This is a genomic window from Pseudomonas sp. NFACC14 (genome assembly GCF_900106885.1).
GTDB lineage: Bacteria > Pseudomonadota > Gammaproteobacteria > Pseudomonadales > Pseudomonadaceae > Aquipseudomonas > Aquipseudomonas fluorescens_AA.
The window spans coordinates 56,034-69,942 of record NZ_FNOA01000015.1 but is presented as its reverse complement, the minus strand read 5'-3'; the positions used below and the strand labels follow the sequence as shown (position 1 = coordinate 69,942).

General features: G+C 60.7%; 13 protein-coding genes. 11 read left to right on the top strand and 2 right to left on the bottom strand.

Annotation, left to right across the window (positions count from 1 at the left end):
• Window position 1: 1 nt before the first annotated feature.
• The 3 genes from ssuC to BLU85_RS20795 are packed head-to-tail and all read left to right on the top strand — an operon-like array spanning window position 2 to window position 1,828.
• Window positions 2-784 (top strand): aliphatic sulfonate ABC transporter permease SsuC, encoded by a 783-nt coding sequence (gene ssuC, locus BLU85_RS20805; RefSeq protein ID WP_092203157.1) that lies wholly within the window; start codon window positions 2-4, stop codon window positions 782-784.
• Window positions 781-1,587: an aliphatic sulfonates ABC transporter ATP-binding protein gene (ssuB, locus tag BLU85_RS20800; RefSeq protein WP_092203155.1), complete on the top strand. Its 807-nt coding sequence runs from the start codon at window positions 781-783 to the stop codon at window positions 1,585-1,587. The genes ssuC and ssuB overlap by 4 nt, the downstream gene beginning before the upstream one ends.
• A gap of 25 nt (window positions 1,588-1,612) precedes the next feature.
• A complete protein-coding gene (locus tag BLU85_RS20795; protein WP_003177394.1) occupies window positions 1,613-1,828 on the top strand; it encodes a TOBE domain-containing protein in 216 nt (71 codons plus the stop codon).
• Window positions 1,829-1,966: 138 nt separating this feature from the next.
• On the opposite strand, the gene BLU85_RS20790 is transcribed toward BLU85_RS20795, so the two are convergent.
• Together BLU85_RS20790 and BLU85_RS20785 are read right to left on the bottom strand one after the other, a co-directional pair.
• Entirely contained in the window at window positions 1,967-2,602 is a 636-nt protein-coding gene (locus BLU85_RS20790) for a TetR/AcrR family transcriptional regulator (RefSeq protein ID WP_092203153.1), read from the bottom strand.
• A gap of 304 nt (window positions 2,603-2,906) precedes the next feature.
• On the bottom strand, window positions 2,907-4,283 hold the full coding sequence (locus BLU85_RS20785; RefSeq protein ID WP_025216023.1) for a glutamine synthetase family protein: 1,377 nt from the start codon (window positions 4,281-4,283) through the stop codon (window positions 2,907-2,909).
• Between the two features lie 278 nt (window positions 4,284-4,561).
• Here BLU85_RS20785 and BLU85_RS20780 point away from each other — a divergent pair, with 278 nt between their 5' ends.
• From BLU85_RS20780 to BLU85_RS20745, 8 genes are all read left to right on the top strand, one after another.
• The gene (locus tag BLU85_RS20780; protein WP_092203151.1) at window positions 4,562-5,338 is read left to right on the top strand and encodes a gamma-glutamyl-gamma-aminobutyrate hydrolase family protein; all 777 of its coding nucleotides are present in this window, start codon (window positions 4,562-4,564) and stop codon (window positions 5,336-5,338) included.
• Window positions 5,339-5,378: 40 nt separating this feature from the next.
• On the top strand, window positions 5,379-6,737 hold the full coding sequence (locus tag BLU85_RS20775; protein ID WP_060740155.1) for a glutamine synthetase family protein: 1,359 nt from the start codon (window positions 5,379-5,381) through the stop codon (window positions 6,735-6,737).
• Window positions 6,738-6,795: 58 nt separating this feature from the next.
• Window positions 6,796-8,160, top strand: a complete 1,365-nt coding sequence (locus BLU85_RS20770; protein WP_092203149.1) for an aspartate aminotransferase family protein — start codon at window positions 6,796-6,798, stop codon at window positions 8,158-8,160.
• 181 nt (window positions 8,161-8,341) lie between these two features.
• Complete coding sequence (locus BLU85_RS20765) at window positions 8,342-9,439, top strand: polyamine ABC transporter substrate-binding protein (protein WP_092203147.1); 1,098 nt, start codon at window positions 8,342-8,344, stop codon at window positions 9,437-9,439.
• A 184-nt stretch (window positions 9,440-9,623) separates the two neighbouring features.
• Window positions 9,624-10,721 carry a polyamine ABC transporter substrate-binding protein gene (locus BLU85_RS20760; protein WP_060740158.1) on the top strand — a complete coding sequence of 366 codons (1,098 nt, stop codon included), beginning with the start codon at window positions 9,624-9,626 and terminating at the stop codon, window positions 10,719-10,721.
• A 59-nt stretch (window positions 10,722-10,780) separates the two neighbouring features.
• Complete coding sequence (locus tag BLU85_RS20755) at window positions 10,781-11,923, top strand: ABC transporter ATP-binding protein (protein WP_092203145.1); 1,143 nt, start codon at window positions 10,781-10,783, stop codon at window positions 11,921-11,923.
• Window positions 11,920-12,840: an ABC transporter permease subunit gene (locus BLU85_RS20750; RefSeq protein ID WP_057449505.1), complete on the top strand. Its 921-nt coding sequence runs from the start codon at window positions 11,920-11,922 to the stop codon at window positions 12,838-12,840. Before BLU85_RS20755 ends, BLU85_RS20750 begins: the two co-directional genes overlap by 4 nt.
• Window positions 12,837-13,724 (top strand): ABC transporter permease subunit, encoded by an 888-nt coding sequence (locus tag BLU85_RS20745; RefSeq protein ID WP_092203143.1) that lies wholly within the window; start codon window positions 12,837-12,839, stop codon window positions 13,722-13,724. The genes BLU85_RS20750 and BLU85_RS20745 overlap by 4 nt, the downstream gene beginning before the upstream one ends.
• The last annotated feature ends 185 nt before the right edge of the window (window positions 13,725-13,909 follow it).

Here is a 13,909-nt window from a genome sequence, read left to right as displayed (position 1 = left end):
CATGAAGAAAATCATCCACAACCTCGCGCCCTGGGTGGTGCCGCTGCTGTTGCTGGCGGTCTGGCAACTGTCGGTATCGGCCGGCTGGTTGTCCACGCGGATCCTCCCGGCACCGGTGGCCGTGATCGAAGCCGGGGTCAACCTGGTGCGCAGCGGCGAAATCTGGACGCACCTGGCAATCAGCGGTTGGCGCGCAGCGGTCGGTTTCCTGATCGGCGGCGGCATCGGCCTGACCCTGGGCTTCATCACCGGTTTGTCGAAATGGGGCGAACGCCTGCTGGACAGCTCCGTGCAAATGGTCAGGAATGTCCCGCACCTGGCGCTGATTCCGCTGGTGATCCTGTGGTTCGGCATCGACGAGTCGGCGAAGATTTTCCTGGTGGCCCTGGGCACGTTGTTCCCCATCTACCTCAACACCTACCACGGGATTCGCAACGTCGATCCGGCGCTGGTGGAGATGTCCCGCAGCTACGGCTTGTCCGGCTTCAGCCTGTTTCGCCAGGTGATCCTGCCGGGTGCCTTGCCTTCGATCCTGGTGGGCGTGCGCTTTGCCCTGGGTTTCATGTGGCTGACGCTGATCGTGGCGGAAACCATCTCGGCCAGCTCCGGCATCGGTTACCTGGCGATGAATGCCCGGGAGTTCCTGCAGACCGATGTGGTGGTGCTGGCGATTCTCCTGTACGCCGTGCTGGGCAAATTGGCCGACCTGGCCGCTCGCGGGCTTGAGCGGGTCTGGCTGCGCTGGCACCCGGCGTACCAAGTGAACAAGGGAGGTGTGGCATGACCGCCCAACAACCTGCGCATCTGCTGCGTGGCATCCCGCTGGCGGTGCGCAAGCTGCAAAAAACCTTCGGCACGCGCCAGGTATTGCGCGATATCGACCTGCATATTCCGGCCGGTCAGTTCGTGGCCGTGGTCGGTCGCAGTGGCTGTGGCAAAAGTACCTTGCTGCGTTTATTGGCTGGCCTCGATCAGCCCACCGGTGGACAGCTGTTGGCCGGTTCGGCGTCGTTGAGTGATGCACGGGAAGACACGCGGCTGATGTTCCAGGAGGCACGTTTGCTGCCCTGGAAAAAAATCATCGATAACGTCGGCCTCGGCCTCAAGGGCAATTGGCGCCCGCAAGCGTTGCAGGCACTGGAAGCGGTGGGCCTGGCCGACCGCGCCCATGAGTGGCCGGCGGCGCTGTCCGGCGGCCAGAAGCAACGGGTGGCCCTGGCCCGTGCATTGATTCATAAGCCCCGGCTGTTGTTGCTCGACGAACCCTTGGGAGCGCTGGACGCCCTGACCCGTATCGAGATGCAGCAACTGATCGAAAACCTCTGGCGGCAGCACGGCTTCACGGTGTTGCTGGTGACCCACGACGTCAGCGAAGCGGTGGCGATTGCCGATCGGGTGATCCTGATCGAGGACGGCCAGATCGGCCTCGACCTGGCCATCGACCTGCCGCGTCCACGGGCTCGCGGCTCTCATCGCCTGGCGAGCCTGGAAACCGAAGTCCTCAACCGTGTGCTGTCCTTGCCCGGCCAACCGCCGGACCCCGAACCCGTTTCACCCTTGCCCACGCAGTTGCGTTGGGCGCAATAACTTCATCCAGACAGGAATCGACACCATGACTATCAAAGCCATCAACGTACGCAACCAGTTCAAAGGCACCATCAAGGAAATCGTCGAAGGCGACGTACTGTCGGAAATCGACGTGCAGACCGCTTCCGGCATCGTCACGTCGGTCATCACCACCCGCTCGGTCAAGGAGCTGGAACTGGCGATCGGCAGCGAAGTGATCGCCTTCGTCAAATCCACCGAGGTGTCTATCGCCAAGTTGTGAACGATGCTTCACCCACAGCCCCGGACGGCGTGAGCCCTTCGGGGCTTTTTGGTTTCTTGGCGGTCTGTGATGCGGCTTTGGTGAGGTAGGGAGGGGGCTGCTGCGCAGCCCAGCGGGAGCAAGCTCCCTCGCCACGATTCAGGGCGTTTCACGCTTGGGTAGATACGGCGGCAGGTACAGCCCCAGGTACGCATCGAACACTCGCATGCCCTCTTCGGCCATGCGCGGGGTGATCTGGCCGTGCTGCTGTATCGAGCGGGCGTAGACGCGGTCGCCCAACTCCATGGCCAGGGCGAACACATCGACGTCGCCGGGCAGGGGCGGCAGGGCGAAATGGTGATCGAACACCTTGTGCATCAAGTCACTCAGCTCGAGGTCGTGTTGGCGGTCGGCCTGGGTGACTTCGGTCAGGCCGTGCTGGGCCAGAATCAGTTGGCGAGCGGCGGCGTCCTGGTTGTAGATGGCGAGCATGCGCTGTTCCACCAGCCGTGACAGGTCGTGCCAATGGTTCAGCGCCGCATGATCGATCGGTGCTTGCAGGCCCGCGCGAAAAGCGGCGTGGACGTCGGCGGTCAGGGCTTCGAGCAGGGCCGGGACGCTGGCGAAGAAGTGGTACACGGAAGAGGGCGGGATCCCGGCGCGCTCGGCGACGCTGTAGATCGACAGGCTGGCCACGCCTTCGGCGGCAAGCAGCGTACGGGCGGCATCGAGAATGGTGTCGATCCGGGCCTGGCTGCGTGCGCGGGGTTTGCGGGGTGTGGCGATGCGTGTCATGAAGCTCTCCTGCGGGGCTGCCGGGCATTGTACGAGCCGGGTCCGGTGTTGTCTTCCCGGCTGCCTTGCTCTCACAGGGGGATGGCGGTGGGACAGGCACTGATGAGTGTTGACTGAAAGGGCCCCATCGCGAGCAAGCTCGCTCCCACAGGGGATGGCGGTGGCCGGGATGTTGAAGGCATCACCTAACACAGTGTGGGAGCGAGCTTGCTCGCGATCCGCCGAAGGCGGCCATCCACCCAAGTGCAAAAAAAAAACGCCGCAGCCCCGAAGGCCTGCGGCGTTTCTTTTTTACCGCAACCGCTTACACGGTATGCAGGTACCAGTTGTACTCGAGGTCGGAGATGGAGTGTTCGAACTCCTCCAGCTCGCTCTCCTTGCAGGCCACGAAGATATCGATGTATTTCGGATCGATGTACTTGGCCATGACTTCACTGTCGTCGAGCTCGCGCAGGGCATCGCGCAAGTTGTTCGGCAGGCTTTGCTCGTTTTGCTCGTAGCTGTTGCCTTCCACCGGCGCACCGGGCTCGATTTTGTTGACCAGGCCATGGTGCACGCCCGCCAACACGGCCGCCATCAGCAGGTACGGGTTGGCATCGGCACCGGCGACGCGGTGTTCCAGGCGCACGGCATCGGCCGAACCGGTCGGCACGCGCAAGGCCACGGTGCGGTTGTCCAGGCCCCAGGTCGGCGAGTTCGGCACGTAGAACTGTGCGCCGAAACGACGGTAGGAGTTGACGTTCGGGCAGAGGAAAGCCATCTGCGCGGGCAGGGTCTCGAGCACACCGCCGATCGCGTGACGCAGTGCGGCGTTCTGCTCGGGATCCTCGCTGGCAAAGATATTCTTGCCGTCTTTATCCAGAATCGAAATGTGGACGTGCAACCCATTGCCCGCCTGGCCCGGATACGGCTTGGCCATGAAGGTGGTGTCCATTTCATGGTCGTAGGCGATGTTCTTGATCAGGCGCTTGAGCAGGACCGCATAGTCGCAAGCCTTGATCGGATCGGCCACGTGGTGCAGGTTCACTTCGAACTGCGCCGGGGCACTTTCCTTGACGATGGCGTCGGCGGGAATGCCTTGCTCCTTGGCCCCTTCCAGAATGTCCTGGAGGCAATCGACGTATTCGTCGAGGTCATCGATCAGGTAGACCTGTGTCGAATGCGGGCGTTTGCCGGAAATCGGCGAGCGAGGCGGTTGTGGGCGTCCATTCACGTTCTCCTGGTCGATCAGGTAGAACTCCAGCTCGAATGCGGCGCAGATGGTCAGGCCCAGTTCATCGAACTTGGTCACGACCTGGCGCAGGACTTCACGCGGGTCGGCGAAGAAAGGTTCGCCTTCGAGTTCGTGCATGGTCATCAACAGTTGCGCAGTCGGGCGCTTCTGCCAGGGCTCGTTGCACAGGGTGTCAGGAATTGGATAACAGATCCGGTCAGCATCACCGATGTCCAGGCCCAGGCCGGTGCTTTCCACCGTAGAGCCATTGATATCCAGAGCAAATAAAGAGGCCGGCAGGTTGATGCCTTTCTCGTAAACCTTGTGGAGGCTGGTGCGTTCTATGCGCTTGCCGCGCACCACACCATTCATATCCGCAATCAGAAGGTCAACGTACAGAACCTCAGGATGTTCCTTAAGGAACGCGTTCGCTTCGTTAAGCTGAACGGCACGCGGGGGTACCGACATGATGCAACACCTTTGTTGTTAAAAATATCAATCATTGATCTCTTCGAAAGCCAGTCAACCCGAACGGCATGCCGAAGTCAAGCAGGGCCTTTTTTGCCCTAAAAAAGCACCTGCAGGGCTTTTTTGAGGCAATTTAGGGCGTTTTTTTCCCTTTAGGGGCCTTGGCGCCCGCAGGCTTGAGCGGGCCGTGTTGTATTTTTTACGGGGGTGTTGTGTAAAAAAATGAACAAGGCTAAGCTCGATTCAAACCCATAACAGCAATAATACCGGGGTGCTTCATGTCTCGCCTGCCGTTAATCGGCGTCACCACCTGCTCCAGGCAGATCGGTCTGCATGCTTATCACACCAGCGGCGATAAATATGCCCGGGCTGTCGCGACAGCCGCCAAGGGCTTGCCAGTGCTGGTCCCGTCCCTGGCGGATCTGTTCTCTCCGTCCGATATTCTGGACGCCCTGGACGGCATTCTTCTGACCGGCTCTCCTTCCAATGTAGAACCTTTTCATTATCAGGGCCCAGCCAGCGCGCCGGGCACTGCCCATGATCCTGCGCGGGACGCCACCACCCTGCCGCTGATCCGCGCCGCTGTCGAGGCGGGCGTCCCGGTGCTGGGCATTTGTCGTGGTTTCCAGGAGATGAACGTAGCCTTTGGCGGCAGCCTGCATCAGAAAGTTCATGAAGTCGGAACGTTCATCGATCATCGTGAAGACGATACTCAATCGGTGGAGGTCCAATACGGTCCGGCCCACGCCGTGCACATCCAGCCTGGCGGCATACTGGCAGGCCTGGGGCTGCCCCAGTCGATTGAGGTCAACTCGATCCACAGCCAGGGCATCGAGCGCCTGGCGCCCGGGCTGCGGGCCGAAGCGGTGGCGCCCGATGGCCTGATCGAGGCTGTTTCAGTGCCAGAAGGCAAGGCTTTTGCTTTAGGTGTGCAATGGCACCCTGAATGGGAGGTAAGCTCTAACCCGCACTACCTTGCGATTTTCCAGGCATTTGGCGATGCCTGCCGAGCAAGGGCAACACAACGCGACGCGGATGCGTCAAACAACGCCTGACGACTAATAGCCGTCAGGAAACTCACGCCTAGAGGCATTTATGAGTAACAACCTCGACCAGCTCACCGATTGGTTGAAAGACCACAAGATCACAGAAGTCGAATGCATGATTGGCGACCTGACCGGTATCACCCGGGGCAAGATCTCGCCGACCAACAAGTTCATCGCCGAGAAAGGCATGCGCCTGCCTGAGAGCGTTCTGCTCCAGACCGTTACGGGCGACTATGTCGAAGACGACATCTATTACGAGCTGCTCGACCCGGCTGACATCGACATGATCTGCCGCCCGGACGAGAACGCTGTGTTCCTTGTGCCCTGGGCCATCGAGCCCACCGCCCAGGTCATCCACGACGCCTACGACAAGCAGGGCAACCCCATCGAGCTGTCGCCGCGCAACGTGCTCAAGAAAGTGCTCAAGCTCTATGCCGACAAAGGTTGGCAGCCTATCGTCGCGCCGGAAATGGAGTTCTACCTGACCAAGCGCAGCGACGACCCGGACTTTCCGCTGCAACCGCCCATTGGTCGCTCCGGCCGCCCGGAAACCGGTCGCCAGTCCTTCTCGATCGAAGCGGCCAACGAATTCGATCCGCTGTTCGAAGACGTCTACGACTGGTGCGAACTGCAGGAGCTGGACCTCGATACCCTGATCCACGAGGACGGCACGGCGCAGATGGAAATCAATTTCCGTCACGGCGATGCCCTGTCCCTGGCCGACCAGATTCTGGTGTTCAAGCGCACCATGCGCGAGGCGGCACTCAAGCACGACGTGGCCGCCACCTTCATGGCCAAGCCCATGACCGGCGAGCCGGGCAGTGCGATGCACCTGCACCAGAGCATCATCGACAAGGAAACCGGCAAGAACGTCTTCTCCAATGAAGACGGGACCATGAGCGATCTGTTCCTGCACCATATCGGTGGCTTGCAGAAGTTCATCCCCGAGCTGTTGCCGCTGTTCGCCCCCAACGTCAACTCGTTCCGCCGCTTCCTGCCGGACACCTCGGCACCGGTGAACGTGGAATGGGGCGAAGAGAACCGCACCGTGGGCCTGCGCGTGCCGGATGCCGGGCCGCAGAACCGTCGGGTGGAAAACCGCTTGCCGGGCGCCGACGCCAACCCGTACCTGGCGATTGCCGCCAGCCTGCTGTGTGGCTTCATCGGCATGGTCGAAGGCATCGACCCGAGCGCGCCGGTGGTGGGCCGTGGCTACGAACGCCGCAACCTGCGTTTGCCGCTGACCATCGAAGACGCCCTGGAACGCATGGAAAACAGCACCACCATCGAGAAATACCTGGGCAAGAAATTCATCACGGGCTACGTCGCGGTCAAGCGGGCCGAGCATGAAAACTTCAAGCGCGTCATCAGTTCGTGGGAGCGGGAATTCCTGCTCTTTGCCGTCTGAAGCGCCGGGCGAGGCTGCTTCAGGCAGCTTCGCCCCCACCGATAACAGGAGAATTCGCATGACCCGCAATAACCCGCAAACCCGTGAATGGCAGGCCCTGAGCAACGATCATCACTTGGCGCCGTTCAGCGATTTCAAGCAGCTCAAAGAGAAAGGCCCGCGCATCATCACCCACGCCAAGGGCGTCTACCTCTGGGACAGTGAAGGCAACAAGATCCTCGACGGCATGGCCGGCCTCTGGTGCGTGGCCGTCGGTTATGGCCGCGAGGAACTGGCTGACGCCGCCAGCCAGCAGATGCGCGAACTGCCGTACTACAACCTGTTCTTCCAGACGGCCCACCCGCCGGTGCTGGAATTGTCCAAAGCCATCGCCGACATCGCCCCTGAAGGCATGAACCACGTGTTCTTCACCGGCTCCGGCTCCGAGGGCAACGACACCATGTTGCGCATGGTCCGCCACTATTGGGCGATCAAGGGCCAGCCGAACAAGAAAGTCATCATCAGCCGCAAGAACGGTTATCACGGTTCGACCGTCGCCGGCGCGAGCCTGGGCGGCATGACCTACATGCACGAGCAGGGCGACCTGCCGATCCCGGGCATTGTCCACATCGCCCAGCCTTACTGGTTCGGCGAAGGCGGCGACATGAGCCCCGAGGAGTTCGGCGTGTGGGCGGCCAACCAGTTGGAAGAGAAGATCCTGGAGATCGGCGTGGACAACGTCGGGGCCTTCATCGCCGAGCCGATCCAGGGCGCCGGTGGCGTGATCGTGCCGCCGGACAGCTACTGGCCACGCATGAAGGAAATCCTCGCCAAGTACGACATTCTGTTCGTGGCTGACGAAGTGATCTGTGGCTTCGGCCGCACCGGTGAGTGGTTCGGTACCGACCATTACGGGTTGAAACCGCACATGATGACCATCGCCAAGGGCCTGACCTCCGGCTATATCCCCATGGGCGGGCTGATCGTGCGCGACGACGTGGTCGCGGTGCTCAACGAAGGCGGTGACTTCAACCACGGGTTTACCTACTCCGGTCACCCGGTGGCCGCGGCGGTGGCCCTGGAAAACATCCGCATCCTGCGCGACGAGAAGATCATCGAGCGTGTCCACAGCGAAACGGCACCCTATTTGCAGAAGCGTTTGCGGGAACTGAACGATCATCCGCTGGTGGGTGAAGTACGCGGGGTCGGTTTGCTGGGGGCGATCGAACTGGTCCAGGACAAGGCCACGCGCAAACGCTACGAAGGCAAGGGCGTGGGCATGATCTGCCGGCAGTTCTGCTTCGATAACGGGCTGATCATGCGCGCGGTGGGCGACACCATGATCATTGCGCCGCCGCTGGTGATCAGCAAGGCCGAGATCGATGAATTGGTGACCAAGGCGCGGCAGTGCCTGGACCTGACGCTCAATGCGTTGCAGGGCTAAGTGCTAGGCTCTGAGCGGGGTGCCTGCAAGGGCCTCGCCCAGCGTGAACAAAAGGCTGGGCTTGTGTTGAAAGCCTGCCCTGTAACTTGCCAGACTACCGACTGTTCAAGTTGCCCGCGAGCCGGCTACTGAACGTGGCTAAAAAGAATAACCGGAGCATCAATCCATGAAGGCATTAGGTATGAAGATAGCTGGCAAGACCCTCCTCGCCATGTCCCTGATGGGCGTGATGGCGGGCGCCGTCCAGGCGGACGACAAAGTGCTGCATGTCTACAACTGGTCCGACTACATTGCACCGGACACCGTCGCCAAGTTCGAGAAAGAAACGGGGATCAAAGTCGTCTACGACGTGTTCGACAGCAACGAAACCCTGGAAGCCAAGTTGCTGGCCGGCAAGTCCGGTTATGACATCGTGGTGCCGTCGAACAACTTCCTGGCCAAGCAGATCAAGGCCGGGGTCTACCAGGAGCTGGACAAGTCCAAGCTGCCGAACTGGAAGAACCTGGACACCGACCTGCTCAAGGCCGTCGGCGATGCCAGCGACCAGGGCAACAAGCACGCCTTCCCTTACATGTGGGGCACCATCGGCATCGGTTACAACCCCGAGAAGGTCAAGGCCGCATTGGGCGTCGACAAGATCGATTCCTGGGACACCCTGCTCAAGCCCGAGAACATCGCCAAGCTCAAGAGCTGCGGCGTGAGCTTCCTCGATTCGCCAACCGAAATGATTCCGGTGGCCCTGCATTACCTTGGCTATCCGACCGACAGCCAGGACAAGAAGCAACTGGCCGAGGCCGAAGCACTGTTCCTCAAGTTGCGTCCATCGATCGGTTACTTCCACTCTTCCAAATACATTTCCGACCTGGCCAACGGCAACATCTGCGTCGCCGTGGGTTACTCGGGTGATATCGAGCAATCCAAGAGCCGTGCTGCCGAGGCTGGCGGCAAAGTGAAAGTGGCCTACACCATTCCCAAGGAAGGTGCCGGTTCGTTCTACGACATGGTCGCCATTCCCAAGGATGCCGAAAATGTCGAGGCCGCTTATAAATGGATGAACTTCATCATGCAGCCGGAAATCATGGCGCAGATCACCGACAGCGTGCGTTTCCCTAACGGCAACAAGGCCGCCACCGCGTTGGTGGACAAGGAAATCTCCGGTGACCCGAGCATTTACCCATCGGACGAAGTGAAGGCCAAGCTGTACGCCATCAGCGATCTGCCGCCTGCGACCCAGCGGATCCTGACTCGTAGCTGGACCAAGATCAAATCCGGTAAATAAGCCGGTCTGAAGCATCCTCCTGTTGTCGCTGGCATCGCGGCGGCGGCAACAGGAGCCACTCAATAACTAAAAGTTTTGCTGGATCGGTTTATCGAGGGTAAGTTGCGCGCCGGTTTTGTTGCAGGGTCCATCGTGGCCAAGTAACGGGGGCAACTTGGGCCCAACTATTTAAGAGGACCTCCACGTGCCAGTCTTTTCTTTGTTACGCAACGCCTTGCTGGTCGGTGCCGGCCTGACGCTCGCCGTCAGTGTCCAGGCCGCTTCCACCGTGCATATTTATAATTGGTCGGACTACATTGGCGAGACCACCCTGGCGGATTTCGAAAAAGCCACTGGCATCAAGCCGGTGTATGACGTGTTCGACTCCAACGAAACCCTGGAAGGCAAGTTGCTGGCCGGGCGTACCGGCTACGACGTGGTCGTGCCGTCCAACCACTTCCTGGGCAAGCAGATCAAGGCCGGGGCGTTCCAGAAGCTCGACAAGGCGCAGTTGCCCAACTACGCCAACCTCGACCCTGTGCTGCTCAAGCGCCTGGAAAAAAACGACCCGGGCAACCAGTACGCCGTGCCTTACCTCTGGGGCACCAACGGCATCGGTTATAACGTCGAGAAGATCAAGGCGGTCCTGGGCGTCGAGAAGATCGATTCGTGGGCCATGCTGTTCGAACCGGAGAACATCAAGAAGCTCTCCAGCTGCGGCGTTTCGTTCCTCGACTCGGGCGACGAAATGATCCCGGCGATGCTCAATTACCTGGGCCTGAACCCCAATAGCGAAGACCCCGAAGATTACAAGAAGGCCGAGGCGCAGCTGCTCAAGATCCGGCCTTACGTGACCTATTTCAATTCCTCCAAGTACATCTCCGACCTCGCCAATGGCGAGATCTGCGTGGCGGCCGGTTTCTCCGGCGACATCTTCCAGGCCCGCGCTCGTGCCAGCGAGGCCGGCAAGGGCGTCAACATCGCCTACGTGATTCCCAAAGAAGGCGGCAATCTCTGGTTCGACATGCTGGCGATCCCGCGTGACGCCACCAACGTCAAGCAAGCGCATGCCTTCATCAACTATGTGCTCAAGCCTGAGGTCATCGCCCAGGTCAGCGACGTTGTCGGTTATGCCAACCCGAACCCGAAGGCTGGCGAGCTGATGGACCAGAAAGTTCGCACCGATGAAGCGGTTTATCCACCGCAAGCGGTCGTCGACAAGCTCTACGTCAACTCCGAGTTGCCGCCCAAGATCCAACGCCTCATGACCCGCAGCTGGACCAAGGTCAAGTCGGGTAAATAACCTCAACACTCTTGTTCGTCCGCGTGGGGCGAACTGCAAATTCTGTGGGAGTTTCGTAAATGGCAGTTGCCTCCGGCGCCTATAAGAAAGCCCTCGAGGGCGACCAGACACCCAAGCAGGTGCTGGTCAAAATCGACCGGGTCACGAAGAAGTTCGACGAGACGATTGCCGTGGACGATGTGTCCCTGGAAATCAAGAAAGGCGAGATCTTCGCCTTGCTCGGCGGTTCGGGATCGGGCAAATCCACCTTGCTGCGCATGCTGGCCGGTTTCGAGCGGCCCACCGAGGGGCGGATTTTCCTCGACGGTGTGGACATCACCGACATGCCGCCCTATGAGCGGCCGATCAACATGATGTTCCAGTCCTACGCCCTGTTCCCGCACATGACCGTGGCACAGAACATCGCCTTCGGCCTGCAACAGGACAAGATCCCGAAGGCCGAGATCGATGCCCGCGTGGCGGAGATGCTCAAGCTGGTGCAGATGAGCCAGTACGCCAAGCGCAAACCACACCAGCTCTCCGGCGGCCAGCGCCAGCGTGTGGCCCTGGCCCGTTCCCTGGCCAAGCGCCCGAAGCTGTTGCTGCTCGACGAGCCGATGGGCGCGCTGGATAAAAAACTGCGCTCGCAGATGCAACTGGAGCTGGTGGAGATCATCGAGCGGGTTGGCGTGACCTGCGTCATGGTGACCCACGACCAGGAAGAGGCCATGACCATGGCCGAACGTATCGCGATCATGCACCTGGGCTGGATCGCCCAGATCGGCAGCCCGATCGACATCTACGAGACCCCGACCAGCCGGCTGGTCTGCGAGTTCATCGGCAACGTCAACATCTTCGAGACCGAAGTGGTGGAGGACGCCGAAGGCCACGCGGTGCTGACCTGCAAGGACCTGGACCGCAACATCTACGTCGGCCACGGCATCAGCACCTCGGTGCAGGACAAGTCCGTGACCTACGCCATTCGCCCGGAAAAACTGCTGGTCACTTCCGAGCCGCCGACCTGCGAGCACAACTGGTCCAGCGGCAAGGTCCATGACATCGCCTACCTGGGCGGCCACTCGGTGTTCTACGTCGAGCTGCCGAGCGGCAAGCTGGTGCAGTCCTTCGTCGCCAACGCCGAACGCCGTGGCCAGCGCCCGACCTGGGGCGACCAGGTGTTCGTCTGGTGGGAAGACGACAGCGGCGTGGTGCTTCGCTCATGAACATGCGCAAACTCAAACGCCGACTCGATCGAATAACGCCCGGTGGCCGCCAACTGGTCATCGGGGTGCCCTTCATCTGGCTGTTCCTGTTCTTCATGCTGCCGTTCTTCATCGTCCTGAAGATCAGCTTTGCCGAAGCCGACGTGGCCATCCCGCCGTACACCGAGATCTACAGCTACGTCGACCAGAAGCTGCAAGTGCTGCTCAACCTCGCCAACTACGCGATGCTGAGCGAGGACGAGCTGTACATCGCCGCCTACCTCGGCTCGCTGAAAATGGCCCTGATCAGCACGGTCTTGTGCCTGTTGATCGGCTACCCGATGGCCTATGGCATCGCCAATGCCCGCAAAGAGATGCAGACGGTGCTGGTGCTGCTGATCATGATGCCGACCTGGACCGCGATCCTGATCCGCGTCTACGCCTGGATGGGCATCCTCAGCAACAACGGCTTGCTCAACGGCTTTTTGCTGAGCATGGGTTGGATCAGCGAACCGCTGCAGATCCTCAACACCAACCTGGCGGTGTATATCGGGGTCGTCTACTCCTACCTGCCGTTCATGATCCTGCCGTTGTACGCCAACCTGGTGAAACATGACGCCAGCTTGTTGGAGGCCGCGTCGGACCTGGGCTCGAGCACCTTCAACAGCTTCTGGAAAATCACCGTGCCGTTGTCCAAGAACGGCATCGTCGCCGGTTGCATGCTGGTGTTCATCCCCGTGGTGGGCGAGTTCGTGATCCCGGAACTGCTGGGCGGCCCGGAAACCCTGATGATCGGCAAAGTGCTGTGGCAGGAATTCTTCAATAACCGAGACTGGCCGGTGGCATCCGCCCTGGCGGTGGTGATGCTGGCGATCCTGATCGTGCCCATCATCCTGTTCAACCGCAGTCAGGCCAAAGAAATGGAGGGCAAGGAATGAAGCGCTTCAGTTTTTCAAGCCTGATGCTGGTGCTGGGTTTGCTGTTCATCTACGCACCGATGCTGATCCTGGTGATCTATTCGTTCAACGCCTCGAAACTGGTGACGGTGTGGGGTGGTTGGTCGGTCAAGTGGTACGTCGGCCTGCTGGACAACAGTCAGTTGATGGGCTCGGTGGTGCGCTCGCTGGAAATCGCCTGCTACACGGCGATTGCCGCGGTGGCCCTGGGGACGCTGGCGGCCTTCGTGTTGACCCGCATCACCCACTTCAAGGGCCGCACGCTGTTCGGCGGCCTGGTCACCGCGCCGCTGGTGATGCCGGAAGTCATCACCGGCCTGTCGCTGTTGCTGCTGTTCGTCGCCATGGCGCAGATGATTGGCTGGCCCCAGGAGCGTGGCATCGTCACGATCTGGATCGCCCACACCACGTTCTGTGCGGCCTATGTGGCGGTGGTGGTCTCGGCACGCTTGCGTGAGCTGGACCTGTCCATCGAAGAGGCGGCCATGGACCTCGGTGCCCGGCCGTGGAAGGTGTTCTTTCTGATCACCATCCCGATGATCGCGCCGTCGCTGGCGGCGGGGGGCATGATGTCGTTCGCGTTGTCCCTGGATGACCTGGTGCTGGCGAGTTTCGTCTCCGGCCCCGGCTCGACGACCTTGCCGATGGAAGTCTTCTCGGCCGTGCGCCTGGGCGTGAAGCCGGAGATCAACGCCGTGGCGAGCCTGATCCTGTTGGCGGTGTCGCTGGTGACCTTCCTGGTCTGGTACTTCAGCCGCCGCGCCGAAGAGAGTCGCAAGCGCGCGATCCAGCAAGCCATCGAAGAAAGCGCCGCCGACTCCTGGAAACAACCGGAAGTCCGCCGAGCCGAGACCGCACCGGTCTAACCCGACACAGCTCTACCTGTGGGAGCGGGCTTGCTCGCGAAAGCGGTGTAACAGTCAATGAAGAGATTGACTGTCAGGTCGCCATCGCGAGCAAGCTCGCTCCCACAGTTTTTTGGGGCGCCTACAAATCCGCAGCCAAACGCAGACCCCCATTGTGGGAGCGAGCTTGCTCGCGATAGCGGCGT